The following is a 24,693-nucleotide window of genomic DNA, read 5'->3' as shown; positions in this document are numbered from 1 at the left end:
CCGCCAGCGGCTCGCGCCGCGGCGGCGGGATCGCAAAAAACAAGCGCCGCAGGCTGGCCAGGCCCCTGCGGCGCTTGTTTTTCGTGCTCCGTGGGAGGCTGCCCTCCCCGGCGGTGGCCGGCGGCCACCGCGCCCCGGGTGTGTTACAGCCAGTACACCACGACGTAGAGGAACAGCCACACCACGTCCACGAAGTGCCAGTACCAGGCCGCGCCTTCGAAGGCGAAGTGGTGGTCGGGCGTGAAATGCCCCTTCAGCACGCGCACCAGCACCACCGTCAGCATGATCGCGCCCATCGTCACGTGGAAGCCGTGGAAGCCGGTCAGCAGGAAGAAGGTGGAGCCGTAGATGCCCGAGGTCAGCTTGAGGTTGAGCTCGGTGTAGGCGTGATGGTACTCGTAGACCTGGAAGCACATGAACAGCGCGCCCAGCAGGATGGTCAGCACCAGGCCCTGGATCAGCTGGCTGCGCTTGTTGGCCAGCAGCGCGTGGTGCGCCCAGGTCAGCGTCACGCCGGAGGTCAGCAGCAGGGCCGTGTTGATCGTCGGGATCGGCCACGGGCCCATCGTCTGGAAGCTCTCGACCACGCCGGCCGGGCCGGCGTTGGGCCACACCGCGGCGAAGTCGGGCCACAGGATCTTGTTGTTCAGGTCGCCCAGCCACGGCATGGCGATGTTGCGGGCGTAGAACAGCGCGCCGAAGAAGGCCGCGAAGAACATCACCTCGGAGAAGATGAACCAGCCCATCGACCAGCGGAAGGACAGGTCGATGTTCTTGCCGTACTTGCCGGTCTCCGACTCGCTGATGGCGTCGCCGAACCAGCTCTTGAGCACGAACAGGAACCACAGCAAGCCGAGGCCGCAGACATACGGCCCCCACGGTCGCCCGTTCACCCAGCCCGCGGCCCCGCCGGCCGTCAGCAGCAGGCCGAAGGCCGCCGTGATCGGATGGCGCGAGGGGCCCGGTACGAAGTAGTACGGAGCGTTGGCGCGATTCGCACTCATTCTTTTTTCTCCAGCTCAGAGTCTTGATTCAGTCATCGTTATCCGCGCATCCGGCCCCGACGGCCGGCCGGCGGCATGCTTTTGCCTGCTTGTACCCTACTTGTACCCTTACCCTGCCACCACCACGCGCACCACGGTGATCAGCACCGCGATCAGGATGGCCACCCCGATCAGCCCGGCGATGATCACGTGGACCGGGTTGAGCTGCGCCATGTCGCGCTCGTGCTCGCTGCCCTTGCGCAGGCCGATGAACGACCAGAACACCGCGCGCAGCGTCTGCGCGAAAGACATCTTGCGCTTGACCGCGTCCTTCATCTCTTCCACGGCTTGCTCCTGCTTGCGGCTTCGTGTCGCTTCGTGTTGCGTCGTATCGCTTCGAACTGCCCGGACCGGCATCGCCGGCCACGGCGCGAATCCCGGAATCTCAAATGCCCCTGCCCGCTCCGGCCGGCGTGTCGGCGCCGCCCTGCGGCACCTGCGCCACCGGCGCGCCGATCTCGAAGAAGGTATAGGACAGCGTAATGTTCCTCACGTCCTGCGGCAGGTCCGGATCGATCACGAACACCACCGGCATCTCGCGCGCTTCCTTTGCCTTGAGCGTCTGCTGCTTGAAGCAGAAGCACTCGATCTTCTTGAAATACTGCGTGGCCAGCTTGGGCAGGTAGCTCGGGATCGCCTGCGCCGAGATGTCGCGCGGCTGGCCGTTGGCCACCTCGTAGACGATCGTCGCCATCTCGCCCGGATGCACTTCCATGCTGCTCTTCACCGGCCGGAACGCGAACGGCCCGCGCGCGTTGGAATCGAACTCGACCGTGATGGTGCGGCTCTTGTCCACCTGCGTGTTCCTGACCTGCCCGCCGTACAGGTCGCGCGTGGTCACGACGTTGAGGCCGGTGATCTCGCAGATCTTCTTGTACAGCGGCACCAGCGCGTAGCCGAACGAGAACATCAGCGCCACCACCACCAGCAGCCGCAGCATCATGCTGCGGTTGAAGCGCCTGTCGGCGGCGTCCTGTGACGGCTGGTTCGTGCTCATTCCAATACCCCCGCGGCTTCAGCCCAGAAGAATCATCTTGGCGAAGAAACCCAGAAAGAAAACCACCACGATCGAGAAGAGGATCAGACCGAGGCGGCGGTTGGCGGCCTTGCGGTCAGGCTGCGATGGATTGTTGTCTGGACCCTGCATGGCACCCTGTCTGCGTGGCGCGGCGGGGACAGGCGTCGCGCCCGTCCCTGCCGCGCCTGGTTACGGCTTACTTGACTTGCGGCGGCACCTCGAAGGTGTGGAACGGGGCCGGCGACGGCACGGTCCATTCCAGGCCTTCGGCGCCGTCCCAGGGCTTGTCCCCGGCCTTCTGGCCGCCACGGTACGACGGCAGCACCACGAAGAAGAAGAAATACACCTGCATCAGCCCGAAGCCCAGCGCGCCGATCGAGGCGATCGCGTTGAAGTCGGCGAACTGCGTCGGGTAGTCGGCATAGCGGCGCGGCATGCCGGCCAGGCCGAGGAAGTGCATCGGGAAGAACGTGATGTTGAAGAAGATCATCGAGCCCCAGAAGTGGATCTGGCCGCGGGTCTCGTTGTACATGAAGCCGCTCCACTTCGGGCCCCAGTAGTAGAAGCCCGAGAACATCGCGAACAGCGAGCCGGCCACCAGCACGTAGTGGAAGTGGGCCACGATGAAGTAGGTGTCCTGCAGCTGGATGTCGATCGGCGCGACCGCCGGCATCAGGCCGGTGAAGCCGCCGATGGTGAACACGAAGATGAAGCCGATGGCGAACAGCATCGGCGTCTCGAACGTCATCGAGCCGCGCCACATGGTGGCGATCCAGTTGAAGATCTTCACGGCGGTCGGCACCGCGATCAGCATGGTCGCGTACATGAAGAACAGCTGGCCCGTCACCGGCATGCCGGTCGTGAACATGTGGTGCGCCCACACGATGAACGACAGGATGGCGATCGAGGCGGTGGCGTACACCATCGAGCTGTAGCCGAACAGGCGCTTGCGCGCGAAGGTCGGCACCACGTGCGAGATGATCCCGAACGCGGGCAGGATCATGATGTACACCTCGGGGTGGCCGAAGAACCAGAAGATGTGCTGGTACATCACCGGGTCGCCGCCGCCGGCGGCCGAGAAGAAGCTCGTGCCGAAGTGGCGGTCGGTCAGCACCATCGTGATGGCGCCGGCCAGCACGGGCATCACGGCGATCAGCAGGTAGGCGGTGATGAGCCAGGTCCAGCAGAACATCGGCATCTTCATCAGCGTCATGCCGGGCGCGCGCATGTTGAGCACGGTGACGATGATGTTGATCGAGCCCATGATCGACGACGCGCCCATGATGTGCATGGCGAAGATGGCCATGTCCATGCCCGGGCCCATCTGCACCGACAGCGGCGCGTACAGCGTCCAGCCGGCGGCGGTGGCGCCGCCCGGCGCGAAGAACGACAGCACCAGCAGCAGCGCGGCCGGCGGCATCAGCCAGAAGCTGAAGTTGTTCATGCGCGCGAACGCCATGTCGGAGGCGCCGATCTGCAGCGGGATCATCCAGTTGGCGAAGCCCACGAAGGCCGGCATGATCGCGCCGAACACCATGATCAGGCCGTGCATGGTGGTGAACTGGTTGAACAGCTCGGGGCGGAAGAACTGCAGGCCCGGCTCGAACAGTTCCAGGCGGATCAGCAGCGCCAGCATGCCGCCCGACAGCAGCATGGTGAACGAGAACAGCAGGTACAGCGTGCCGATGTCCTTGTGGTTGGTGGCGAACAGCCAGCGGCGCCAGCCATGCGGGTGATCGTGATGCTCATCGTGCGCGTGGTCATGCGCATGATCGTGCGCGTGGTCGTGCGGATGGCCGAGCGCGTCCGGGGTAGCAGTACTCATCGCGAAAACTCCTCTAGTCCTGATCAGCCTGCCGCGCGGTCGCCCGCGACGCTGGCCTGCTTGGCGGCGGGCTTGTCTTGCGCCTTGGGTGCGGCGTCGCCGCCCGCGGCGCCACCGCCTTCCGGGAACTTGCCCGCGCGGGCGTTCACGAAATCGCTCGGTTGAATCACTTCGCCGGTATGGTTGCCCCAGTTGTTGCGGGTAAAGGTCATGACGGCGGCGAGCTCGGTATCGGAGAGGTGCTTCCAGACGGGCATGGCGCCCTTGCCTTCGAGCAGGATGTGCATCTGGCCGGCCTTGGGGCCGTTGACGACCTTGGAGCCGTCCAGCGCCGGGAACGCGCCGCCGCCCTTGCCGGTGGGCTGGTGGCAGACCGCGCAGTTGGCGGCGTAGACCTTCTCGCCGCGCGCCTTGAGTTCGTCGAGGGTCCAGGTCTTGTTGGGGTCGTCGGCCTTGGCGGCGAGTTCCTTCTTCTTGCCGTCGACCCACTTGGCGTAGTCGGCGTCGGACACCACGCGCACCACGATCGGCATGAAGGCGTGTTCCTTGCCGCACAGCTCGGCGCACTGGCCGCGGTACACGCCGATCTTCTCGGCCTTGAACCAGGTGTCGCGCACGAAGCCGGGGATCGCGTCCTGCTTGACGCCGAACGCCGGGATCATCCACGCATGGATCACGTCGTTGGCGGTGGTGACGATGCGCACCTTCTTGTTGACGGGCACCACCAGCTCGTTGTCCACCTCCATCAGGTAGGTGTTGGACTTCGGCGCCTCGTTGTTGATCTGGTCGCGCGGGGTGGCCAGGGTGGAGACGAAGGAGATGCCCTCGCCTTCGCCCTTGAGGTAGTCATAACCCCATTTCCACTGGTAGCCGGTGGCCTTGATGGTGATGTCGGAATTGGTGGTGTCCTTCATCGCCACGACCGTCTTGGTGGCGGGCAGCGCCATGCCGATGACGATCAGGAAGGGGATGATGGTCCAGATCACCTCGACGGTGATGCTTTCGTGGAAGGAGGCAGATTTCGCACCCTTGGACCTGCGGTGCTTGAACACGGAATAGAACATCACGCCGAACACGCCGACGAAGATCACCGTGCAGATGATCAGCATCATCCAGTTCAGCCAGTGAATCTGTTCGGCGATCTTGGTAACGGGCTCGGCCAGATTGAGCTGTCGCACTGCGGGGCCGCCCGGCATGTCTTCCACTGCCAGGGCTGCCTGGCCAACGAGCAGGGACGCGCCCGTCAGACACGCTGCGGATGCCTTCTTCCACATTTTCATTTGTTATCTACCCAATTTACAGATGCAAATCTGTCAGCCTGCCCGGCCGCTGCCAGTCTCCATTCAAAGGCAACGCAAGGCAGATACGAGCTCCTGCGCGAACTTTCTGCGCTTGTACGGGTCCAGAAAACACCCCACCTGCACAACGCACTTACCCGAGCGCAACTGCACCAGCGCCCTTAACGATTCACCCTGTTCGACCCGCACCCAGAGCGGGTTGAACTCATGCCGGGTCAGCTGCCCGGCACTGACGGAGACGACCACCAGCAGGCCGCCCGCCAGGCTCACGCGTTCGTAGTCGGCCGCATGCCGCGCGTAGACCAGCAGCGCGATGCCCAGACCCAGCAGGTCCAGCCCGGCGAAGGGCAGCACGAGCCACGAACCCCGCCACGCAAAGCACAACGCGATGGCGAGCGAGACACAGACGATTGAGAGGTAGAACCAGCCGACCTGGCGTGGCGACAGCGAGCAATTCCGCTTCATCAGCCAGTCTTTGTCCGGCGCACCGGGCCCGCCGGGACTGCTGCCGGGCTCGTCTTGCGCCGTCTGGAATGCGATACCCAAGTCTTGCATCGCCCACCACTCTGCATAGGATGCACACCTGGGACGATCGCCTGGGCCGCACTAACTTAGTGCGATTCCGGGGCACATGTGCCAGGGGAACCACTGCGACAAACTGGCGCATTATAGGGCGCTTCACCTGCTCGAACAAGGCCGCCCCTTGACCGCCGGGGTGGCGCGCGACACGGTTTTGTGCTTCAGCGCGGTGCACGCGGCGGCCTCGCGATACCCCGTCCGGGGCACGCTATCGGCGCGGCCGCGCGCGTCCGATCTTGTCCAGCGGCACCACCGCGCGGCCCATTTCGTCGACGTCCTGCCGGCCGCGCGGCGCCAGTTTCCACGCATGCCCGTAGACGATCTCGAAGGTCAGCGGAATCAGCCCGTCGGCATTGCGGCGGCGCTCGAGCGCGCCCAGCAGCGCATCGAGCCAACGCCTGCCACGCAAGCCCTGGCTTGGGATTGGCGGCAGCCGCAGGCCGCCGAAGGCCTGCACTTCGCGCAGCAGGGTACGCGGCGATTCATAGGTGATCGTCAGCGTTTCCATGTCCATCACGGGCGTGGACCAGCCGCTGTTGACCAGCATGTCGCCGATGTCGTGCATGTCGACGAAGCGCAGCGTGTGGGTGCCCGGATCGACCTCGGCGAAAGCCGCGCGCAACTCGGCCAGCGTGTCCGGGCCGAACAGCGAGAACAGCACCAGGCCCTCGTCACGTGCGACACGATGCCACTCGGGAAATACCCTATGTGGTTCAGGATGCCAGTGCAGCGCGAGGTTGGACCAGAGCAGGTCGAAGCTGGCCGGGGCAAACGGCAATGTGGCAAGATCGCCCTGCACCAGGTCGAACACGGGCCGCTTGCCGAGCATGCGCCCGAGCCATCCGGCCTGGCGCTGGGGATCGCGCTGGGCCGCCTCGCGCAGCATGGCGCCGGAGATGTCCAGGCCGGCGATCTGCGCGTCCGGGTACTGCGCGCGCAGCGCCGCCAGGCCGCGGCCGTGGCCGCAGCCGATGTCCAGCGCGCGCGCGGGCGACAGCCGGATCATCTGCATGCGCTCCTGCATGCGCTGGCCGATCTCGCCCAGCAGGAAATCGAGCTGGCCGAAGCGCGCGCTGCGCCGGTCGAAGGCGAGGCGGGTCAGCCGCGCGGGCGGCAGATAGGCATCGGGGGAGTCGGCGTCATGCAGGGACACGGGCAAGCCAGGCAACAGGAGAATGAGGAACACGGCCGGACGCGCGCGCCCGGGCGGAATGCGGCGCGCGCGCCTGCGGGCGCGGCGGCCGGAGCGCAAGTATACGCGCGCGCCGCGTCCGCTGCCGGCGCCCGCCACGCCGAAGGCGCCCTGCGCCGCCAGGCGCGCCGGCTGTGGCGCGCGCTGCTGCCGTGCGCGTGCGCGCTGTGCGGCGAGGTGCAGGAAGACGCCGTGTGCGCCGGCTGCGCGCGCGAACTGCTGGCCCCGGCGGCGCGCTGCCGCGTCTGCGCGCGGCCTGCCTTGCGCCGCGATGCGCGCCACAGCTTGCGCCACGGTCCGCGCTGCCATCACTGCCGGCTCGAACCGCCCGCGTTCGACGCCGCCGTCACGCTCGGCGACTACGCCAGCCCGCAGGACGGGCTGGTGCTGGCGCTCAAGTTCGGCGGCGCGCTGCCGCTCGCGGACTGGCTGGCGGCGGCGCTGGCCGAGCGCTGGCAGGCCATGCACGATGCCGCGCGCGCCCTGCCCGATCCTCCGACACTGCCCGCCCCGCCCGACCTGCTGGCGCCGGTGCCGCTGTCGCCGCGGCGGCTGGCGGCGCGCGGCTTCAACCAGTCGTGGGAGATCGCCCGGCCGCTGGCGCGCCGTCTGGGCGTGCGCGCGCGCCCGGCGCTGCTGGCCCGCCTGCGCGACACGCCGGCCCAGGCCTCGCTGGACCTGCCCGCGCGGCAGGCCAACCTGCGGGATGCCTTCGGCCTCGCGCCGGGTGCCGAGGTCGCCGGCCTGCACATCGGGCTGGTGGACGACGTGATGACCAGCGGCGCGACGCTCGGCGAGGCCGCGCGCGTGCTGAAGGCGCACGGCGCGGCGCGCGTCACCTTGTTCGTCCCGCTGCGCACGCCGTAGCGGGGAGGGGGGCGTGGCGATGGCGGCGTGACAGGCGCCACCCGGCAAGGTAAGCTGCGCAGCGGTTTACAAGCGGCGCTCCGAGGCCCGCCCCCCCAACATGTTCAATGTCGTCCTGGTCGAACCCGAGATCCCGCCGAACACCGGCAACGTGATCCGCCTGTGCGCCAATACCGGCGCCCGCCTGCACCTCGTCAAGCCGCTCGGCTTCCCGCTCGAGGATGCGCGCATGCGCCGCGCCGGCCTGGACTACCACGAGTACGCCACCATGCGCGTGCACGAGAACTGGGACGCCCTGATGGCCAGCGAGCAGCCCGACCCGGCCCGCATGTTCGCGCTCACCACGCATGGCGCGACGCCGTTCGGGCAGGTCGCCTTCCGGCCCGGCGACTGGTTCGTGTTCGGCTCCGAGACGCGCGGCCTGGCGCCGGAGCGGCGCGAGTGGTTTCCCGCCGCGCAGCGCATCCGCCTGCCGATGCGGCCGGACAACCGCAGCCTCAATCTCTCCAACACGGTGGCCGTGGTGGTGTTCGAGGCCTGGCGCCAGAACGGCTTCGCCGGCGGCGCCTAGCGTTCGCCTACTCCGGCTGCACGCCGGCGATCCGGATCACCTTGTCCCAGCGCGCCTTCTCGCTCGCCAGGGTCTCGCGCAGCGACTGCGGCGCCGTGCCCGCCGGCGCGAAATACTGCGCGCGCATCTTGGCGCGCACGTCTTCGCTGCCGATGATCGCCACCAGCTCGCGGTAGAGCCGGTCGATCACCGGCGCGGGCGTGCCCGCCGGCGCCATCACGGCCTGCCACGAGATCGCCTCGAAGCCCGGATAACCGGACTCGGCCACGGTGGGCACCGCCGGCAGCAGGCTGGTGCGCCCGCTGGTGGTCACGGCGAGGACGCGCAGCTTGCCCGCGCTCACCAGCGGCATGGCGATCGCCGGCACCATGAAGCCGGCCTGCACCTGGCCGCCGACCATCGCCGTGGTGATCTGCGCGAAGCCCGGGTACGGAATATGGGCGAGGTCGATCTTCGCCATCGCCTTGAGCTGCTCCATCGCGAGATGGGCGGCGCTGCCGTTGCCGACCGAGCCATAGTTCAGCGCGCCGGGACGCGCGCGCGCCAGCGCCACGAACTCGCGCACGTCGTGCACCGGCAGGCGCGCATCCACCACCAGCACGTTGGGCGAGGTCGCCACCAGCGAGACCGGCGCAAGCTGGCGCACGGGGTCGTAGCCGAGATGGCGCCACAGCGTCGGCGCCGTGACCAGCGGGCCGTTGATGGTCAGCAGCAGCGTGTAGCCGTCGGGCGCGGCGCGCGCCACCATGCCGGTGCCGATATTGCCGCCGGCGCCGGGGCGGTTCTCCACCACCACCGGCTGGCCGAGCGACGCCGACAGCTTCTCGGCCAGCAGGCGCGCGATCAGGTCCGGCGAGGAGCCGGCCGGAAACGGCACCACCAGGCGCACCGGCCGCTCGGGCCAGTTGCCGGCCGCGCGCGCGGGAAACGCCAGCGCGGCGGGCACGGCGGCGGCAAGGGCCATCAGGACGCGGCGGCGGGCCGCGATGCAATCTTGGGACATGAGACAGGACCAGGGCGGCCGGACATCCGCGTCGGCGCGGGCATCACCGCCGGGAAAGGAAATGAAGGGGAAAAAGCGGCGCGCTCACTCGTCGCGCGCGTCGCGCTGGAGCAGGCGCGCCACCGCGTCGGCCACCGGCAGGCCATCGAACAGCACCGCGCACACCGCGCGCGTGATCGGCATCTCCACGCCGTGCGCGGCGGCCAGCGCCGCCACCGCCTGCGCGCAGCGCACGCCTTCGGCGACGTGGCCGAGGTCGGTGAGGATCTGCCCGAGCGTCATGCCCTGCGCCAGTTGCTGGCCGACCTTGCGGTTGCGCGAGAGGTCGCCGGTGGCGGTCAGGATCAGGTCGCCCACGCCGGCCAGGCCCATGAAGGTCTCGACGCGCCCGCCCAGCGCCATGCCCAGCCGCGTCATCTCGGCCAGGCCGCGCGTGACCAGCGCGGCGCGCGCGTTCAGGCCCAGGCCGAGCCCGTCGCTGGCGCCGGTGGCGATCGCCAGCACGTTCTTGACCGCGCCGCCCACCTCGGCGCCGACCAGGTCGTCGCTGCCGTAGATGCGCATGGCATGGTGATGGAAACCCTGCTGCGCCAGATCGGCCAGCAGCGGCGAGGTGCCGGCCACGGTCAGCGCGCACGGCAGGCCGAGCGCCACCTCGCGGGCGAAGCTGGGGCCGGTCAGCACGCCGAACATGGCGTCGCCGAGCCGGCCCGCGGCGTCGAGCTCCTCGCGCACCATCTGGTGCGGCAAGGCATTGGTGACGGCCTCGAAGCCCTTGCACAGCCACAGCATGCGCAGGCCGGCGCGGCGCGCGGCCAGCCGGCGCGTCATCTCGCGCAGGCCGGAGACCGGCGTGGCGACGATCAGCAGGCCGTCGGGATCGGCATCCACGTGCGCGGCGGCGCGCTCGAAGTCGGCCTGCACCGCGAGCCGCGCCGACAGCGCCACGCCGGGCAGGTAGGTGGCGTTTTCATGGCTGGCGCCGATCGCCGCCAGCCCGGCGGCCTCCCGGCCCCACAGCACCACGTCGTGGACCGCGGCCGCATGGCTGGCCAGCGCGGTGCCCCAGGCCCCGGCTCCGAAGACAGTGATTTTCATGACGCTTTGCCTCGCTCGAACGGCCTGCCGGCCGCGTGGCCCGCCGGGCGGGCCGGAAAACACAAAACGGGGCACGTGGCCCCGTCTTTACCGCATGCCGCGCCAGGATCCGAGGATCAGTGGCGGGCCTGGCTGCCGTCGGGCATCACGATGCCGCTGTTGCCGCCCTGGGCCGCTTCGGCTTCCTGCATGGCCGCCTGCAGGCGTTGCTCGTAGAGCGCCTGGAAGTTGATTTCCGACAGGTGGATGGCCTGGAAGCCGGCGCGCGTGATCACGTCGGCTATGTTGCCGCGCAGGTACGGGTAGAGGATGGTCGGGCAGGCAATGCCCAGCAGCGGGTCGAGCTGCTCCACCGGCACGTTGCGGATGTCGAAGATGCCGGCCTGGTGCGCTTCGACCAGGAAGGCGACCTTGTCCTGCACCTTGGTGGTCACGGTGCCGGTCACGACCACTTCGAAGATGCCTTCCTGCAGTTGGGTGGCACCCACGTTCACCTGGACTTCCACGGCCGGCGCTTCGGTCTCGAGGAAGATGGCGGGCGAGTTCGGCTGTTCGAGCGACATGTCCTTCAGGTACACGCGCTGGATGTTGAAGAACGGCTGGTCTTCCTGCTGATTGTTTTGCTGGTCGCTCATGAAAGGCTTCCGGGAATGGGCATTGGACGCCAGATACCGCGGCCACGAGCCCCGCGGGCGGCTAAGGCCCAGGCTGGCGACCCGGGTCGGCACCCGGTTGGAAAACGCATATGGTACATGACGCGGGTGGCGAATTCACCCGCATCGCGGCTAGGAATTTGCCTCAGGCCGCCAGCAGCGGCACCAGGCCGCCCTTGCGGTCGAGCGCCGAGAGGTCGTCGAAACCGCCCACGTGGGTCTCGTCGATGTAGATCTGCGGCACCGTGCGGCGGCCGGTGCGGGTCATCATTTCTTCACGCTTGCCGGGTTCGCGGTCGATCAGGATCTTCTCGATCGACTCCACACCCTTGGCCTTCAGAAGGCGCTCGGCCATCTGGCAATACGGGCAAACTACCGTGCTGTACATCACAACGCGGGCCATGCGGTTCTCCTTGAGACTAGAAACTGGCGCGGCTCGGGGCGGCCGGCGGGACAGCCGGCCCGGCACCCTGCCGCGCCCGGCGCGCGTCTTACTTGACCACCGGCAAGCCGGCTTGCTGCCATGCGGCCAGGCCGCCTTCGAGCGAATAGACCTCACTGTAACCGGCTTCCTTCAGCGCTGCTTGGCCCTTGCCCGAGCGCTGGCCGGTCTGGCACACCACGATGATGGGTACGGATTTGTCCTTTGCAAGGCCGGCGGCGCGGCTGGCCAGGTCGGCGAGCGGCGCGCTCTTGGCCTGCGGCAGGTGGCCCTTGGCGTATTCGGCGGCCTCGCGGATGTCCACCACCACCGCGTTGCGCCTGTTGATCAGCTGCGTCGCGCCAGCCGGGTTGACCGACTTGCCGCCCAGGGAGCCGCGCGAGATGACGGGCCAGGCCAGCAGGCCGCCCGACACCACGGCGATGGCGATCAGGGCAAGGTTGTTGTAGTCGGCGAAGAAATTCACGTTGGCATTCCGGTGGGTTGAGTCGGCGGCATTATAAAATAGACGGTTTCGCGCCCGCGAGCCGGCATTGTCTCCTACTTGACACATGAACGGAGCGAGTGACATGGCGCGCACCGGTTTCTCACGCTTTGGAAGCAGCATGTACAAACTCGTTCTCATTCGTCACGGCGAATCCACCTGGAATCTCGAAAACCGCTTCACCGGCTGGGTCGACGTCGACCTGACCGACACCGGCGTGGCGCAGGCCAAGCAGGCCGGCAAGCTGCTGCGCGAGGGCGGCTTCGCCTTCGACATAGCCTATACCTCCGTGCTCAAGCGGGCCATCCGCACGCTGTGGCACGTGCAGGACGAGATGGACCAGATGTGGATCCCGGTGCGCAACGAGTGGCGCCTGAACGAGCGCCACTACGGCGCGCTGTCCGGCCTCAACAAGGCCGAGACCGCCGCCAAGTTCGGCGACCAGCAGGTGCTGGTCTGGCGCCGCAGCTACGACACCCCGCCGCCCGCGCTGGCGCAGGACGATCCGCGTGCCTCATACGACGACCCGCGCTACGCCGGCGTGCCGCGCGAGCAGATCCCGCTCACGGAATGCCTGAAGGACACGGTGGCCCGCGTGCTGCCGCTATGGAACGAATTCATTGCACCTGACATCAAATCCGGGAAGCGCGTGGTGATTGCCGCTCATGGCAACAGCATCCGCGCGCTGGTGAAGTACCTGGACCAGGTTTCGGATGACGACATCGTTGGCATCAACATTCCCAATGGCACCCCGCTCGTGTACGAGCTCGACGCCGAACTGCGTCCGCTGCGCCATTACTACCTGGGCGACCAGGAAGCGATCGCCGCATCGCTGGCCGCCGTGGCCAGCCAGGGCAAGGCACGCTGAGGCCAGGGCCGGGCGCGCGCCGCCGCGCGCTGCCCGGCCTTGGCTCGCAGCGGGTCAGGCCTTTTTTTCCACTCCCTCTTATACTGTCGGACACAACCGGCCGGTGTGACGCACCAGGCCGGGTCCGACACCGCATTTTCCTCACACGTTCAGGCAGCCCTCATGCGTAAGACGCTCAAGAACATCAGTCTTGTTACTGCCGGACTCGTCGCCGGCGTGCTGGCTACCATGCAACTCTCGGCCACGGCGCAGAATTCGTCCGGGCCGCTGCCGCTGGAGCAGTTGCGCCTGATGGCGGACATCTTCGGCCAGATCAAGCGCGAGTACGTGGAGCCGGTCGACGACAAGAAGCTGCTGACCGAAGCCATCAAGGGCATGGTCGCCAGCCTCGACCCGCATTCGGCCTACCTGGACGAAAAGGACTTCAAGGAACTGCAGGAAGGCACGCGCGGGCGCTTCGCCGGCCTGGGCATCGAGATCTCGCAGGAAGAAGGCCTGGTCAAGGTCATCAACCCGATCGAGGACACCCCCGCCTTCCGCGCCGGCATCCAGCCGGGCGACCTGATCACCCGCATCGACGACAAGCCCGTGCGCGGCCTGCCGCTGGAGCAGGCGGTCAAGCGCATGCGCGGCGAGCCGGGCACCAAGGTCACGCTGACCATCTACCGCAAGAGCGACGAGCGCACCTTCCCGGTCTCGATCACGCGCGCCGAGATCCGCGTGCAGTCGGTCAAGGCCAAGCTGATCGACAACGACCGCCTGGCCTGGGTGCGCCTGACCAGCTTCCAGGAACGCACGGTGGCCGACCTGGGCAAGAAGCTCGACGAGCTGGCCAAGAAGAACCCCAACCTCAAGGGCGTGATCCTCGACCTGCGCAACAACGGCGGCGGCGTGCTGCAAGGCGCCGTGGGCGTGGCCGCGGCCTTCCTGCCCGACGACGCGACCGTGGTCTCGACCAACGGCCAGGTGCCGGACGCCAAGCGCGTCTACAAGGCGACCTTCAACAACTACCGCCTGTCGTCGCTCGAGGACGATCCGCTCAAGGACCTGCCGGCGCTGTACAAGAAGATCCCGATGGTGGTGCTGACCAACGCCTACTCGGCCTCGGCTTCCGAGATCGTGGCCGGCGCGCTGCAGGACCACAAGCGCGCGCTGATCATGGGCAAGACCACCTTCGGCAAGGGCTCGGTGCAGACCGTGCGCCCGCTGACCAACGACACCGGCATCAAGCTGACCATCGCGTACTACTACACGCCGACCGGCAAGTCGATCCAGGCCAAGGGCATCCGCCCGGACATCCCGGTCGACCAGAACCCCGAGGGCGATCCCGACGACGCGCTGATCACGCGCGAGATCGACACCGAGCGCCACCTGCACAACAAGCAGGAATCGGAAGAGCCGGAGATGAACGAGCGCGAGCAGCGCCGCGTCGAGGAACTGCGCCGGCTCGAGGAAGAAAACGCCAAGAAGACGCCGGAGCAGCGCGACCAGGAACGCAAGAAGAAGCCCATCGAGTTCGGCTCGGCGGAAGACTTCATGCTGCAGCAGGCCGTCGCCCAGCTCGAAGGCCAGCCGGTCAAGCGCTCCAAGTCCAGGCTCGAAGCCGTGGCGACCTCCGACAAGCCGGCCACCAGGCCCGCGCCCAAGAACACCGCGCCGGCCAAGCCCGCCACCAAGGACAAGGCGCCGGCGAGCGCGCCGATCGGGACCCCGCTGGGCACCCCGACCGGCAAGACTCCCTGAGATCCCGACCGGAAAAAGCGGCCCTGCGGGGCCGCTTTTTCGTTGCCAGGCATGAAGGACGCAAGGACGCATGAACGACGACCAACTGCTGCGCTACTCGCGGCACATCCTGCTCGACGAGCTCGGCATCGAAGGACAAGGCCGGCTGCTGGCCGGCCACGCGCTGGTGATCGGCGCCGGCGGGCTGGGCGCGGCCGCGCTGCCCTACCTCGCCTCGGCCGGGGTCGGCACCATCACGGTGGTGGACGACGACGTGGTCGACCTCACCAACCTGCAGCGCCAGGTGATCCACACCACCGCCAACGTCGGCCGGCCCAAGGTGGAGTCGGCGCGCGAAGGCATGCTGCGCATCAATCCGGACATCGACGTGCGGCTGATTGCCGCACGCGCGGGCGAGCCGGAACTCGCGCGGCTGGTCGCCGGGGCCGGCGTGGTGCTCGACTGCAGCGACAACTTCGCCACGCGCCAGGCCGTCAACCGCGCCTGCGTGCGGCACCGCGTGCCGCTGGTGTCCGGCGCCGCGCTGCGCTTCGACGGGCAGGTCAGCGTGTTCGACCAGCGCCAGCCCGGCGCGCCGTGCTACGCCTGCCTGTTCCCGCCGTCGCAGCCCGCGCAGGAAGCCGCCTGCGCCAGCATGGGCGTGTTCGCGCCGCTGGTGGGCATGGTCGGCACCGTGCAGGCCGCCGAGGCGCTCAAGCTGCTGGCGGGCATCGGCACCAGCCTGGCCGGGCGTCTGCTGATGGTCGATGCGCTCGGCATGGAGTGGACCACCATGCGGCTCGCCCGCGCGCCGGACTGCGAGGTCTGCGGCGGGCATGACGGCGGGCACGGCGCCTAGCAATCCGGCTGGCGGCCAGGGACGATTTGCGGGGGCCAGGGCCTCGCCTCAACCGCTGTCCCGCGCGCGCAGGACGGCCCGCCCCGGATGGACGCGAGTGCGCTCGATCCGGCTCGCATGAGCTCGAATGGGAATCTGAATCCGAATGAGAGGAATTCCCGCCAGGACGCGGCGGATGGCGGCAGCACCGGACGGCGCCGCGCGGATGCGGCCACTGCGTTCTTGCGAACTTGCGGCCGACTGCCAGGCTTACTGCTCGCCCGGCTCCATCTGCGATTGCAGATAGTTCGGCAGGCCAACCTTGTCGATCAGGTCGATCTGCGTTTCCAGGTATTCGATGTGCTCTTCGGTGTCGGTCAGGATGTCGACCAAGATCTCGCGGCTGACGTAGTCGCCCACCGATTCGCAGTAGGCGATGCCTTCCTTGACCGTGGCGTGCGCGCCCTGCTCGAGCTTCAGGTCGCACTTGAGCATTTCCGGGGTGTCTTCGCCGAGCAGCAGCTTGTTCAGGTCCTGCAGGTTGGGCAGGCCGTCGAGCATGAGGATGCGTTCGATCAGGCGGTCGGCGTGCTTCATCTCGCCGATGGATTCCTTGTATTCCACCTCGCCGAGCTTCTTCAGGCCCCAGTGACGGTACATGCGGGCGTGCAGGAAATACTGGTTGATCGCGGTCAGCTCGTTCTTGAGCTGCGCGTTCAGGTGTTGGATGACCTTCTTGTCACCTTTCATTTGGAGGCTCCTGTAGCATCGGAACCCCGCATAAACGCGAAGCGGCGCAAGATGCGCCGCATGCAGTCTGGAAATGGGAAAACGCCCCGCAACCTGGAAGTTGCGGGCGAGTTCAGGCAACCAGCTCGGTTTGCTGGTCGTTCGCGACTGCCGGGTCCCGAGTGTCCATTATGGCACGCGGACCTGAGGACGAACAGGACGAAATGTCCACCATCTGGATGGTGGCGACCGTGACGCTGCGCACCGCGGCCACGCCTTCGCACAGCACCTGCTGCGCGCAATCGCGGCAGCGCCCGCAGCAGGTGCCCACGCCCAGCGTTTCCGCCAGTTCGTCGAGCGTTTCCACGCCGAGATGCACGGCGCCATGGATTTCTCGGTCGGTAACCTGGTTGCAGATGCAAACGTACACAAATCCCTCCTTGGGGCAGGGGTGACACCGGCATGTCACCCGCGATGTACGCCAGAATATCAGAGATCGAAAATGATAACAATTCCCATTAAGCCACAAAGGGTACATGCCCGGAAAGCGCCACTCGGGCGGCGTTGCCGGCATGCGGGAGGCGTCACAGCGCTGTCTTGAAGTGCCGGATACCGCGCCCGCGGGCGTGGTATCCGGCAGAAAAACCCCAAGGTGGACAGGGTTGTCAGAGCTGCTTGAGCGCGCAGGCCAGCTCGTCCGGCTCGTAGGCCTCGAGCACCTGCCCCACCAGGCGCTCGAGGCGCTGGCAGTCGGCGTGGAGGACTTCCTGCTTGACCCGCAGCAGTTGCGAGGGATGCATCGAGAACTCGCGCAGGCCCATGCCCAGCAGCAGGCGCGTCATGGCCGGGTCGCCCGCCATCTCGCCGCACACCGCCACCGGCACGCCGGCGTGGTTGGCCTCGCGGATGGTGCGCGCGATCAGTTGCAGCACGGCCGGGTGCAGCGGGTCGTACAGGTGCGCCACGGCGTTGTCGGCGCGGTCGATGGCCAGCGTGTACTGGATCAGGTCGTTGGTGCCGATCGAGAGGAAATCCATGCGCCGCAGGAACAGCGGCAGCATCAGCACCGCGGCCGGGATCTCGATCATGGCGCCGACCTTGAGGTTGGGGTCGAAGGCCTGGCCGCGCGCCGCCAGCTGGCGCTTGGCCTGGGCGATCAGCTCCAGGGTCTGGTCGATCTCGCGCGCGTGCGCGAGCATCGGGATCAGCAGCCGCACCGGCCCGAACGCCGAGGCGCGCAGCAGCGCGCGCAACTGGGTCAGGAACATGGTCGGCTCGGACAGCGACCAGCGGATCGCGCGCAGGCCCAGCGCCGGGTTGAGCGCGGTCTCGAAGTCGTCGCCGCGATCGCCGCGCCCGTCCCTGCCGTCGCGCCCGTCGAGCGGCTTGTCGGCGCCGATGTCGATGGTGCGGATCGTGACCGGCAGCCCGTGCATGGCATCCACGGCGCCGCGGTAGGCCTGGAACTGTTCCTCCTCGTCGGGCAGCTCGCCGCGCCGGTTCATGAACAGGAACTCGGAGCGGAACAGGCCCACGCCGACCGCGCCCGCGGCCAGCGCCGCGCTGGCATCCTCGGCCATCTCGATGTTGGCCAGCAGGTCGATCTCCAGCCCGTCCAGCGTCACCGCCGGCGTATGGCGCAGGCGCTGCAGGCGCTTCTTCTCCAGCGCGCGCTCGCTCTGGCGGTGGCGGTATTCCTCGAGGATGATCGCCGACGGGTCCACGATCACCAGCCCGGCGTCGCCGTCGATGATGACCCAGTCGTCCTGGCGGATCAGCTCGCTGGCGCTCTGCACGCCCACCGCGGCGGGGATGTCCAGGCTGCGCGCCACGATGGCGGTATGCGAGGTGCGCCCGCCCAGGTCGGTCACGAAGCCGTGGAACACGGTATGGCGGAACTGCAGCATGTCGGCCGGCGCGATGTCGTGCGCGACCACGATCACGCCCGGCGCGGGCTCGCCGTCCGGCGCCAGCGAGGACGGCGGCGCCGGGGCCGGCGCCAGCATGGCCGCGCCGGCCAGCACCTTGAGAATGCGCTCGACCACCTGGCGGATGTCCGCCTTGCGCTCGCGCAGGTACTCGTCCTCGATTTCGTCGAACTGCCGCATCAGCTCTTCGAGCCGCGTGGTCAGCGCCCATTCGGCGTTGTAGCGGCGGTTGCGGATCAGCGCCTCGGGCTCGCGCGCGAGCGCCTCGTCGTCGAGGATCATCGCGTGCACGTCGAGAAAGGCGCCCATCTCCTCGGGCGCCTCGCGCGGCAGGTCCCGCTTGAGCGCGGCGAGCTCGGCGCGCACCACGGCGCGCGCCGAGCGCAGGCGCTCGACCTCGTCGTCGAGCCGGTCTTCGTCGACCAGGTAATGGGAGACATCGAGCGCGGCAGGCGCCAGCAGATGCGCGCGGCCGATGGCGACGCCGCGCGAGACCGGGATGCCGTGCAGGGCAAATGGCATGTACCGCTCCGTCAGGAACGTTTAAAGAAATCTGGCCAGGGCCAGCAGCCTCAGGAGCCGTTGCGGAACGCGGCGAGGCGGCCCCGGCCGGGCGCGCCGTGGCGGACGCTGCCGCCGCCTGGTCCCGCTCGGGCCTTTACTCTCCCTCGCCGAAGCGGTTGGCGATCAGCGCCAGCAGCGCGTCCATCGCCTCCTGCTCGTCGGGCCCGTCGGTCTCGATGGTCACGGTCGAGCCGATGCCGGCGGCCAGCATCATCACGCCCATGATGCTCTTGGCGTCGACCTGCCGGCCATTGCGCGACATCTTGACCTGACTCACGAAACTGCCCGCCAGCTGCGTCAGCTTGGCGGAAGCGCGGGCATGCAGCCCGAGCTTATTGATGATGTTGGTGTCCCTCTGCAGCATATTTGTCGGGATGATTTGCGATCTGGTTCTGGACGGTGGTGGAGCCTACCTGCAGCACCCCTTGCGAGCCGCCGGCCAGCGCCTTGAGGGCGAGCTGGTCGAGCTTCTCGGTACGGTAGCAAATGGCGCGCACCAGCATGGGAAGGTTGACGCCGGCGAGCACCCTGACGCGGCCCGGCTCGGCCAGGCGCGCGGCGATGTTGGCCGGCGTGGCGCCGAAGATGTCGGTCAGCACCAGCGCGCCGTTGTCCTCGCAGATTTCCGCCAGGCGGCGCCGCGCTTCGGCCAGCACGGCGGCCGGCTCGGCGTCGGGCATGACGTCGATCGCTTCGAGCCGCTGCGGCTGGCCGCAGTAGACGTGGGCGGCGCACTCGCGCAATGCCGAAGCCAGCGGGGCGTGCGCGATGATCAGGATGCCTGCCATGGTGGTGAATCCGTTGGATTGACGCGATTGTAGCAGGCGCTCCAGCCCGCGAATCGGCCAGGACGCCCCGCCTCCGGCGGGGCGCTCAGGCCGCGCGGGCCTGCACCGCCTGCTCCAGCGCGTCGATGAACATGGCGGCCACCCGGAAGCCGGTCTGCTGCGTGATTTCCTGGAAGCAGGTCGGGCTCGTCACATTGACTTCGGTGAGGTAGTCGCCGATCGCGTCCAGCCCCACCAGCAGCAGGCCGCGCTGCCACAGCCCCGGCGCCAGCGCCTCGGCGATCTCGCGGTCGCGCCGCGACAGCTCCTGCGCACGCCCGGTGCCGCCCGCGGCCAGGTTGCCGCGCACCTCGCCGTCCTTGGGAATGCGCGCCAGCGCATACGGCACCGGCTTGCCGCCGATCAGCAGGATGCGCTTGTCGCCGTCCTTGATCTCGGGGATGTAGCGCTGCGCCATCAGCGTGCGCGCGCCGTTCTCGCCCAGCGTCTCGATGATGGAGCCGAGGTTCAGGCCGTCCGCGCCGACGCGGAAGATGCCCATGCCGCCCATGCCGTCGAGCGGCTTGAGGATGACGTCGCGGTGCTCGGCGTGGAACGCGCGGATGCGCTCGGCATCGCGCGTGACCAGGGTCGGCGTGATGAACTGGGGATACTTGGCGATCGCCAGCTTCTCGGAGAAGTCGCGCACCGCCTGCGGCTTGTTGAACACGTTGGCGCCATGCGACTCGGCCAGCTCCAGCAGCCAGGTGCTGGTCACGTATTCCATGTCGAACGGCGGGTCCTTGCGCATCAGCACCGCGTCGAAGCCGGTCAGCGGCTGCAGCGACGGCTCGCCGGCGCGGTACCAGTCATGGGCGTCGCCGGTCAGCTGCAGCGGGCTCGCGACCGCCTCGACCTGGTGCGCCGACAGCGACAACTGCGACTGCAGGCAGACGAACAGCGCGTGGCCGCGCGCGGCCGCCTCCACCATCATGGCGTAGGTGGAGTCCTTGTAGGTCTTGAAGGTGTCCAGCGGGTCGGTAATAAACAGAATGCGCATGATGGCTCGTCCCGGGTGACAGGATCGCCGCGCGCGTCGCGCGGCACGTCGGGGCGCCGCCCGGGGGCGGCGCCGCCTTACAGAATCGGATTGGGGTCGGTCTTCTCGAGTTCCAGCGAGGCCGCCAGCAGCGCCAGCCGCGCCACCACGCCATACATGTAGAAACGGTTCGGCACCGCCGCGCCCGGCTTGGCATGGCTGTCCGGGATGCCGTTGGGCGCGAACGCCAGCGGCACGAAATGCATGCCCGGCGCGTTCAGGTTCTCGTCGTTGCCGCGGCCGGTGTGCACGCGGTAGAAGCCGCCGACCACGTAGCGGTCGATCATGTACACCACCGGCTCGGCCACCGCCTCGTTGACCTTCTCGAAGGTGTGCACGCCTTCCTGGATGATGACGTCGTTGACCTCGAGGCCTTCCTTGACGACGCTCATCTTGTTGCGTTCCTTGCGGTTCAGCCCCTTGACCTCGGACGGGTCGCGCACGGTCATGATGCCCATGCCGTAGGTGCCCGCGTCGGCCTTGACCACCACGTAGGGCGTTTCCTTGATGCCGTACTCGCGGTACTTCTTGGCGATCTTCTTGAGCACCGCCTCGACCGAGTCGGCCAGCGCTTCCTCGCCCACGCGCTCGTGGAAATCGATGCCCGAGCACTTGGCGAAGTACGGGTTGACCATCCACGGGTCGATGTCGATCAGCTTGGCGAACTTCTTGGCCACCTCGTCATAGGCGGCGAAGTGGCTGGTCTTGCGCCGCGTCGACCAGCCCGCGTGCAGCGGCGGCAGCAGGTACTGCTCGTTGATGTTCTCCAGGATCGGCGGGATGCCGGCCGAGAGATCGTTGTTGAGCAGGATCGAACAGGGATCGAAGTCCTTCAGGCCCAGCCGGCGCCCGCGCACGCCCAGGCGCGCCAGCGGCTCGACCACCAGCGTCTGGCCGTCGGGCAGCTCGATCGGGGTAGGCTCGGTGATGTCCTCGGACAGCGAGCCCAGGCGCACGTTGAGCCCGGCCTGGCGCATGATCAGCGACAGGCGCGCCACGTTCTGCAGGTAGAACATGTTGCGCGTGTGGCGCTCGGGGATCAGCAGCAGGTTCTTGGCGTCCGGGCAGATCTTCTCGATCGCGGCCATCGCGGCCTGCACCGCCAGCGGCAGCATCTCCGGCGCGAGGTTGTTGAAGCCGCCCGGGAACAGGTTGGTATCGACCGGGGCCAGCTTGAAACCGGCGTTGCGCAGGTCCACCGAACAGTAGAACGGAGGCGTATGTTCCTGCCATTCCAGCCTGAACCAGCGCTCGATGGACGGCGTCGCGTCCAGGATCTTTTTTTCCAGTTCGAGCAGCGGACCGTTCAGCGCGGTGATGAGATGCGGGACCATATACATCCTATTGATCGTCTTTATCGTTCGCCCAGATTGTAGAGGAACGGCCAATTGGCTGCTGGCGCCGCCTGAATAAGCATATGCGAGCACCGGCAAGAGGATGAAGAATATGGGGGTGGCGGGCCGGATTAAAAGGGGGACGCAAAGGGGGCCGCGCGCCAGCCGCCAGCCTCCCGGGCCGAGGGCCGCGCCGGGGCGCCGGGACAAAAAAAAGCGCGACGTTCGTCGCGCTTTCAAATGGCCTGACAGATACGGGGAGCGTTCTGCAGGTGGAGGAAACTGCCTCACTCGCACTGTATGTGCGCCGCCCCCCTAAAACAATTGAAGCTTTTTAAGATCGGATTTAAGCACTTGGCGAAAAGTCCATGCCGGCAGTGTGCGTAAGGCACCGCCGGGCGCCGGCGGCGCACGATGCCGGCAGGTTCGGCGCCAAAGCCGCCACGATGCCGGCACCAGAATGAAAAAAGCCCGGCACAAGGCCGGGCGAAACTCCTGAGAGAAGATTCCCAATCAGCTCTCCAGCACAACACCTTTACGATCAGGCCTCATACGCGGTCTCGCCGTGCGAGGTAATGTCCAGACCCTCGCGCTCTTCTTCTTCCGGCACCCGCAGGCCGATCAGCATATCCACCAGCTTGTAGGCCACGAAGGCCACCACGCCGGACCACACGATGGTGGTCAGCACGCCTTCGAACTGGATCCACACCTGGCCGGCGATCGAATAGTCGTCGGCGACCTTGTTGGCCACGTAGTCGTAGACACCCGTGCCGCCCAGGCTCGGCGCGGCGAACACGCCGGTCAGCAGCGCACCCAGGATGCCGCCCACGCCGTGCACGCCGAACACGTCCAGCGAGTCGTCCATGCCCAGCAGCTTCTTCAGGCCGGTCACGCCCCACAGGCACAGCAGGCCCGCGGCGATGCCGATCACGATCGAGCCCATCGGGCCGACGAAGCCGGCCGCCGGGGTGATCGCCACCAGGCCGGCCACGGCGCCCGAGGCACCGCCCAGCATCGACGGCTTGCCCTTGCTGATCCACTCGCCGAAGGTCCAGGCCAGCACCGCGGCGCAGGTGGCCAGCAGCGTGTTGACGAAGGCCAGCGCGGCGCCGCCGTTGGCTTCCAGGCCCGAGCCGGCGTTGAAGCCGAACCAGCCGAACCACAGCAGCGAAGCACCCACCATCGTGAAGGTCAGGCTGTGCGGACGCAGTGCCTCGCGGCCGAAGCCGATGCGCTTGCCGAACATGAAGGCACCCACCAGGCCGGCCACGGCCGCGTTGATGTGCACCACCGTGCCGCCGGCGTAGTCGAGCGCGCCCTTCTGGAACAGCCAGCCGCCCTTGGCCGTGGCCGCCGCGCCTGCTGCCGCGTCGGTGTAGGCGTCAGGACCCGGCCAGAACCAGACCATGTGGGCCATCGGGATGTAGGCGAAGGTGAACCACAGCACCACGAACACCAGCACCGCCGAGAACTTGGCGCGCTCGGCGAAGGCGCCGATGATCAGGCCGCAGGTGATCGCCGCGAAGGCGCACTGGAAGGCGAAGAAGGCCAGTTCCGGCACCACCACGCCCTTGCTGAAGGTCGCGGTCACGGCGTCGGCGACCAGACCCTTCATGAAGAGCCGGTCGGTGCCGCCGAAGAAGGCGTTGCCCTCGGTGAAGGCGAAGCTGTAGCCGTAGATGGCCCACAGCAGCGACACCAGCGAGAAGATCACCAGGCACTGCATCAGCACCGACAGCATGTTCTTCGAACGGACCAGGCCGCCGTAGAACAGGGCCAGGCCGGGCAGCGTCATCAGGATGACGAAGGCGGTCGCGACCAGCAGCCAGGCGGTGTCGCCCTTGTTGGGCACAGGTGCCGGGGCAGCCTCGGGCGCGGCGGCCGGTGCGGCGGCGGCCGCCGCGGCAGGCGCGGCCGCTGCGGGCGCGGGCGCGGGTGCCGCGGCAGCGGCGGCCGGGGCCGACGCTTCGGCGGCAGGCTTGTCCTGCGCCACGGCTTGCGTGGCCAGGCCGAGGCCGGCCGTGCCCAGGGCCAGCGCCACGGCGCCGGTTGTCAGGATGCGCTTGAACCAGGATTTCATGTGATTAACCTCTTGTCGTTGGGCTGTGCGTCACAGCGCATCGCCGCCGGTCTCGCCGGTGCGGATGCGGATGACCTGCTCGATCGGGGCGACGAAGATCTTGCCGTCGCCAATCTTGCCGGTGCGCGCCGATTTTTCGATCGCCTCGATGGCCCGGTCCACCACGTCGTCCGGGACCGCCACTTCGATCTTCACCTTGGGCAGGAAGTCGACGATGTACTCCGCGCCCCGGTACAGCTCGGTATGGCCCTTCTGGCGACCGAAGCCCTTGACCTCGGTCACGGTGATGCCGGACACGCCGACGTCGGAGAGCGCTTCGCGCACCTCGTCGAGCTTGAACGGCTTGATGACAGCGATGATGAGTTTCATCCGATTTCTCCTCTGGGCAGCGCGGCCGAGTATGCACCGGCCGCCCGCCCTACCTCACGCTTGTTTAGAAAGTCTTGGTGATCGAAGCCCAGGCCGTGGCACGGCCGACATAGCGGCCGGAGGTATTGGTATAGACCGAGCGGTGCGCGTTGGTGTCGATATACGCGATCGCCAGCGCGAAACCCTTGCCCAGGTCCTTGGTCAGGCCCAGCTTCCAGTCCGTGTACGAGGCGCTGTCCACGTGCTTCACGTTCTGGTAGCCGATGTGCGCGTTCGCCGTCAGGTCCCAGAAGTTCAGCGGCACGTTCGCGCTCAGGTCCAC

The 24,693-nt window shown here is 67.8% G+C and carries 28 protein-coding genes; 5 read left to right on the top strand and 23 right to left on the bottom strand.

From position 1 onward, the window contains the following. Positions 1-143: 143 nt before the first annotated feature. The 8 genes from K206_RS0111875 to K206_RS0111840 all read right to left on the bottom strand — a co-directional run bounded on the left by K206_RS0111875 (position 144) and on the right by K206_RS0111840 (position 6,916). Positions 144-1,004 (bottom strand): cytochrome c oxidase subunit 3, encoded by an 861-nt coding sequence (locus K206_RS0111875; RefSeq protein ID WP_020202634.1) that lies wholly within the window; start codon positions 1,002-1,004, stop codon positions 144-146. A 108-nt stretch (positions 1,005-1,112) separates the two neighbouring features. Next, complete coding sequence (locus tag K206_RS0111870) at positions 1,113-1,328, bottom strand: DUF2970 domain-containing protein (RefSeq protein ID WP_020202633.1); 216 nt, start codon at positions 1,326-1,328, stop codon at positions 1,113-1,115. 100 nt (positions 1,329-1,428) lie between these two features. Further along, positions 1,429-2,040, bottom strand: a complete 612-nt coding sequence (locus tag K206_RS0111865; protein WP_020202632.1) for a cytochrome c oxidase assembly protein — start codon at positions 2,038-2,040, stop codon at positions 1,429-1,431. Between the two features lie 18 nt (positions 2,041-2,058). Continuing rightward, a complete protein-coding gene (locus K206_RS44300) occupies positions 2,059-2,190 on the bottom strand; it encodes a cytochrome oxidase small assembly protein (protein ID WP_020202631.1) in 132 nt (43 codons plus the stop codon). 67 nt (positions 2,191-2,257) lie between these two features. Further along, a complete protein-coding gene (gene ctaD, locus K206_RS0111855; protein ID WP_020202630.1) occupies positions 2,258-3,886 on the bottom strand; it encodes a cytochrome c oxidase subunit I in 1,629 nt (542 codons plus the stop codon). Between the two features lie 23 nt (positions 3,887-3,909). Then, positions 3,910-5,166: a cytochrome c oxidase subunit II gene (coxB, locus tag K206_RS0111850; protein ID WP_029043521.1), complete on the bottom strand. Its 1,257-nt coding sequence runs from the start codon at positions 5,164-5,166 to the stop codon at positions 3,910-3,912. A gap of 63 nt (positions 5,167-5,229) precedes the next feature. Beyond that, positions 5,230-5,739 (bottom strand): DUF2244 domain-containing protein, encoded by a 510-nt coding sequence (locus tag K206_RS0111845; RefSeq protein ID WP_020202628.1) that lies wholly within the window; start codon positions 5,737-5,739, stop codon positions 5,230-5,232. Between the two features lie 232 nt (positions 5,740-5,971). After that, positions 5,972-6,916 carry a methyltransferase domain-containing protein gene (locus K206_RS0111840; RefSeq protein ID WP_020202627.1) on the bottom strand — a complete coding sequence of 315 codons (945 nt, stop codon included), beginning with the start codon at positions 6,914-6,916 and terminating at the stop codon, positions 5,972-5,974. Here K206_RS0111840 and K206_RS0111835 point away from each other — a divergent pair. Together K206_RS0111835 and trmL are read left to right on the top strand one after the other, a co-directional pair. Next, complete coding sequence (locus K206_RS0111835; protein WP_020202626.1) at positions 6,905-7,822, top strand: ComF family protein; 918 nt, start codon at positions 6,905-6,907, stop codon at positions 7,820-7,822. The two genes, K206_RS0111840 and K206_RS0111835, sit on opposite strands and share 12 nt — an antisense overlap. 100 nt (positions 7,823-7,922) lie before the next feature. After that, positions 7,923-8,393, top strand: coding sequence for a tRNA (uridine(34)/cytosine(34)/5-carboxymethylaminomethyluridine(34)-2'-O)-methyltransferase TrmL (trmL, locus tag K206_RS0111830; RefSeq protein WP_020202625.1), 471 nt, complete (start codon positions 7,923-7,925; stop codon positions 8,391-8,393). Between the two features lie 7 nt (positions 8,394-8,400). On the opposite strand, the gene K206_RS0111825 is transcribed toward trmL, so the two are convergent. The 5 genes from K206_RS0111825 to K206_RS0111805 form a co-directional block, all read right to left on the bottom strand. After that, entirely contained in the window at positions 8,401-9,396 is a 996-nt protein-coding gene (locus K206_RS0111825) for a tripartite tricarboxylate transporter substrate-binding protein (RefSeq protein ID WP_020423755.1), read from the bottom strand. Positions 9,397-9,480: 84 nt separating this feature from the next. After that, entirely contained in the window at positions 9,481-10,494 is a 1,014-nt protein-coding gene (locus tag K206_RS0111820; protein ID WP_020202623.1) for an NAD(P)H-dependent glycerol-3-phosphate dehydrogenase, read from the bottom strand. A 116-nt stretch (positions 10,495-10,610) separates the two neighbouring features. Then, positions 10,611-11,129, bottom strand: a complete 519-nt coding sequence (secB, locus tag K206_RS0111815) for a protein-export chaperone SecB (RefSeq protein ID WP_020202622.1) — start codon at positions 11,127-11,129, stop codon at positions 10,611-10,613. Positions 11,130-11,292: 163 nt separating this feature from the next. Continuing rightward, positions 11,293-11,550 carry a glutaredoxin 3 gene (gene grxC / locus K206_RS0111810; protein WP_020423754.1) on the bottom strand — a complete coding sequence of 86 codons (258 nt, stop codon included), beginning with the start codon at positions 11,548-11,550 and terminating at the stop codon, positions 11,293-11,295. 88 nt (positions 11,551-11,638) lie between these two features. Beyond that, complete coding sequence (locus K206_RS0111805) at positions 11,639-12,055, bottom strand: rhodanese-like domain-containing protein (protein WP_020202620.1); 417 nt, start codon at positions 12,053-12,055, stop codon at positions 11,639-11,641. A 139-nt stretch (positions 12,056-12,194) separates the two neighbouring features. Between K206_RS0111805 and gpmA the strand changes: the two genes are divergently transcribed. The 3 genes from gpmA (at position 12,195) to K206_RS0111790 (ending at position 15,522) form a co-directional block, all read left to right on the top strand. Next, on the top strand, positions 12,195-12,941 hold the full coding sequence (gene gpmA, locus K206_RS0111800; protein ID WP_020202619.1) for a 2,3-diphosphoglycerate-dependent phosphoglycerate mutase: 747 nt from the start codon (positions 12,195-12,197) through the stop codon (positions 12,939-12,941). Between the two features lie 162 nt (positions 12,942-13,103). After that, on the top strand, positions 13,104-14,684 hold the full coding sequence (locus tag K206_RS0111795) for a S41 family peptidase (RefSeq protein WP_029043518.1): 1,581 nt from the start codon (positions 13,104-13,106) through the stop codon (positions 14,682-14,684). 70 nt (positions 14,685-14,754) lie between these two features. Next, complete coding sequence (locus tag K206_RS0111790; protein ID WP_020202617.1) at positions 14,755-15,522, top strand: molybdopterin-synthase adenylyltransferase MoeB; 768 nt, start codon at positions 14,755-14,757, stop codon at positions 15,520-15,522. A gap of 249 nt (positions 15,523-15,771) precedes the next feature. On the opposite strand, the gene bfr is transcribed toward K206_RS0111790, so the two are convergent. The 10 genes from bfr to K206_RS38065 all read right to left on the bottom strand — a co-directional run. Then, on the bottom strand, positions 15,772-16,251 hold the full coding sequence (gene bfr, locus K206_RS0111785; protein ID WP_020202616.1) for a bacterioferritin: 480 nt from the start codon (positions 16,249-16,251) through the stop codon (positions 15,772-15,774). Between the two features lie 112 nt (positions 16,252-16,363). Further along, positions 16,364-16,660 (bottom strand): bacterioferritin-associated ferredoxin, encoded by a 297-nt coding sequence (locus K206_RS0111780; RefSeq protein WP_020202615.1) that lies wholly within the window; start codon positions 16,658-16,660, stop codon positions 16,364-16,366. 235 nt (positions 16,661-16,895) lie between these two features. Next, a complete protein-coding gene (ptsP, locus tag K206_RS0111775; protein WP_020202614.1) occupies positions 16,896-18,680 on the bottom strand; it encodes a phosphoenolpyruvate--protein phosphotransferase in 1,785 nt (594 codons plus the stop codon). A gap of 136 nt (positions 18,681-18,816) precedes the next feature. Next, positions 18,817-19,086, bottom strand: a complete 270-nt coding sequence (locus K206_RS0111770) for an HPr family phosphocarrier protein (RefSeq protein WP_020202613.1) — start codon at positions 19,084-19,086, stop codon at positions 18,817-18,819. Further along, on the bottom strand, positions 19,055-19,510 hold the full coding sequence (locus K206_RS0111765; protein ID WP_020202612.1) for a PTS sugar transporter subunit IIA: 456 nt from the start codon (positions 19,508-19,510) through the stop codon (positions 19,055-19,057). The genes K206_RS0111770 and K206_RS0111765 overlap by 32 nt, the downstream gene beginning before the upstream one ends. An 85-nt stretch (positions 19,511-19,595) precedes the next feature. Next, positions 19,596-20,549 carry a glutathione synthase gene (gene gshB, locus K206_RS0111760; protein ID WP_020202611.1) on the bottom strand — a complete coding sequence of 318 codons (954 nt, stop codon included), beginning with the start codon at positions 20,547-20,549 and terminating at the stop codon, positions 19,596-19,598. A gap of 77 nt (positions 20,550-20,626) precedes the next feature. Beyond that, positions 20,627-21,922 carry a glutamate--cysteine ligase gene (gene gshA, locus K206_RS0111755; protein ID WP_029043517.1) on the bottom strand — a complete coding sequence of 432 codons (1,296 nt, stop codon included), beginning with the start codon at positions 21,920-21,922 and terminating at the stop codon, positions 20,627-20,629. Positions 21,923-22,463: 541 nt separating this feature from the next. Further along, on the bottom strand, positions 22,464-24,002 hold the full coding sequence (locus tag K206_RS0111750) for an ammonium transporter (RefSeq protein ID WP_020202609.1): 1,539 nt from the start codon (positions 24,000-24,002) through the stop codon (positions 22,464-22,466). A 30-nt stretch (positions 24,003-24,032) separates the two neighbouring features. Beyond that, entirely contained in the window at positions 24,033-24,371 is a 339-nt protein-coding gene (locus K206_RS0111745) for a P-II family nitrogen regulator (RefSeq protein ID WP_006159494.1), read from the bottom strand. Between the two features lie 64 nt (positions 24,372-24,435). Continuing rightward, positions 24,436-24,693, bottom strand: a 258-nt coding sequence (locus K206_RS38065; protein WP_231401597.1) for a TorF family putative porin, incomplete at its 5' end; no start/stop codon positions are given.

It is taken from the genome of Cupriavidus sp. WS (assembly GCF_000395345.1).
Taxonomy (GTDB): Bacteria; Pseudomonadota; Gammaproteobacteria; order Burkholderiales; family Burkholderiaceae; genus Cupriavidus; species Cupriavidus basilensis_B.
The sequence above is the reverse complement of the archived record's forward strand: the minus strand, read 5'-3'. Positions and strand labels throughout refer to the sequence as shown.

What these genes read in the sequence shown, in the direction of transcription:
- K206_RS0111875 (WP_020202634.1), bottom strand. Translation starts at nt 1,004, where the DNA reads ATGAGTGCGAATCGCGCCAACGCTCCGTACTACTTCGTACCGGGCCCC.
- K206_RS0111865 (WP_020202632.1), bottom strand. Translation starts at nt 2,040, where the DNA reads ATGAGCACGAACCAGCCGTCACAGGACGCCGCCGACAGGCGCTTCAAC.
- K206_RS44300 (WP_020202631.1), bottom strand. Translation starts at nt 2,190, where the DNA reads ATGCAGGGTCCAGACAACAATCCATCGCAGCCTGACCGCAAGGCCGCC.
- ctaD (WP_020202630.1), bottom strand. Translation starts at nt 3,886, where the DNA reads ATGAGTACTGCTACCCCGGACGCGCTCGGCCATCCGCACGACCACGCG.
- coxB (WP_029043521.1), bottom strand. Translation starts at nt 5,166, where the DNA reads ATGAAAATGTGGAAGAAGGCATCCGCAGCGTGTCTGACGGGCGCGTCC.
- K206_RS0111845 (WP_020202628.1), bottom strand. Translation starts at nt 5,739, where the DNA reads ATGCAAGACTTGGGTATCGCATTCCAGACGGCGCAAGACGAGCCCGGC.
- K206_RS0111835 (WP_020202626.1), top strand. Translation starts at nt 6,905, where the DNA reads ATGCAGGGACACGGGCAAGCCAGGCAACAGGAGAATGAGGAACACGGC.
- trmL (WP_020202625.1), top strand. Translation starts at nt 7,923, where the DNA reads ATGTTCAATGTCGTCCTGGTCGAACCCGAGATCCCGCCGAACACCGGC.
- K206_RS0111825 (WP_020423755.1), bottom strand. Translation starts at nt 9,396, where the DNA reads ATGTCCCAAGATTGCATCGCGGCCCGCCGCCGCGTCCTGATGGCCCTT.
- K206_RS0111820 (WP_020202623.1), bottom strand. Translation starts at nt 10,494, where the DNA reads ATGAAAATCACTGTCTTCGGAGCCGGGGCCTGGGGCACCGCGCTGGCC.
- secB (WP_020202622.1), bottom strand. Translation starts at nt 11,129, where the DNA reads ATGAGCGACCAGCAAAACAATCAGCAGGAAGACCAGCCGTTCTTCAAC.
- grxC (WP_020423754.1), bottom strand. Translation starts at nt 11,550, where the DNA reads ATGGCCCGCGTTGTGATGTACAGCACGGTAGTTTGCCCGTATTGCCAG.
- gpmA (WP_020202619.1), top strand. Translation starts at nt 12,195, where the DNA reads ATGTACAAACTCGTTCTCATTCGTCACGGCGAATCCACCTGGAATCTC.
- K206_RS0111795 (WP_029043518.1), top strand. Translation starts at nt 13,104, where the DNA reads ATGCGTAAGACGCTCAAGAACATCAGTCTTGTTACTGCCGGACTCGTC.
- K206_RS0111790 (WP_020202617.1), top strand. Translation starts at nt 14,755, where the DNA reads ATGAACGACGACCAACTGCTGCGCTACTCGCGGCACATCCTGCTCGAC.
- bfr (WP_020202616.1), bottom strand. Translation starts at nt 16,251, where the DNA reads ATGAAAGGTGACAAGAAGGTCATCCAACACCTGAACGCGCAGCTCAAG.
- ptsP (WP_020202614.1), bottom strand. Translation starts at nt 18,680, where the DNA reads ATGCCATTTGCCCTGCACGGCATCCCGGTCTCGCGCGGCGTCGCCATC.
- K206_RS0111770 (WP_020202613.1), bottom strand. Translation starts at nt 19,086, where the DNA reads ATGCTGCAGAGGGACACCAACATCATCAATAAGCTCGGGCTGCATGCC.
- K206_RS0111765 (WP_020202612.1), bottom strand. Translation starts at nt 19,510, where the DNA reads ATGGCAGGCATCCTGATCATCGCGCACGCCCCGCTGGCTTCGGCATTG.
- gshB (WP_020202611.1), bottom strand. Translation starts at nt 20,549, where the DNA reads ATGCGCATTCTGTTTATTACCGACCCGCTGGACACCTTCAAGACCTAC.
- gshA (WP_029043517.1), bottom strand. Translation starts at nt 21,922, where the DNA reads ATGGTCCCGCATCTCATCACCGCGCTGAACGGTCCGCTGCTCGAACTG.
- K206_RS0111750 (WP_020202609.1), bottom strand. Translation starts at nt 24,002, where the DNA reads ATGAAATCCTGGTTCAAGCGCATCCTGACAACCGGCGCCGTGGCGCTG.
- K206_RS0111745 (WP_006159494.1), bottom strand. Translation starts at nt 24,371, where the DNA reads ATGAAACTCATCATCGCTGTCATCAAGCCGTTCAAGCTCGACGAGGTG.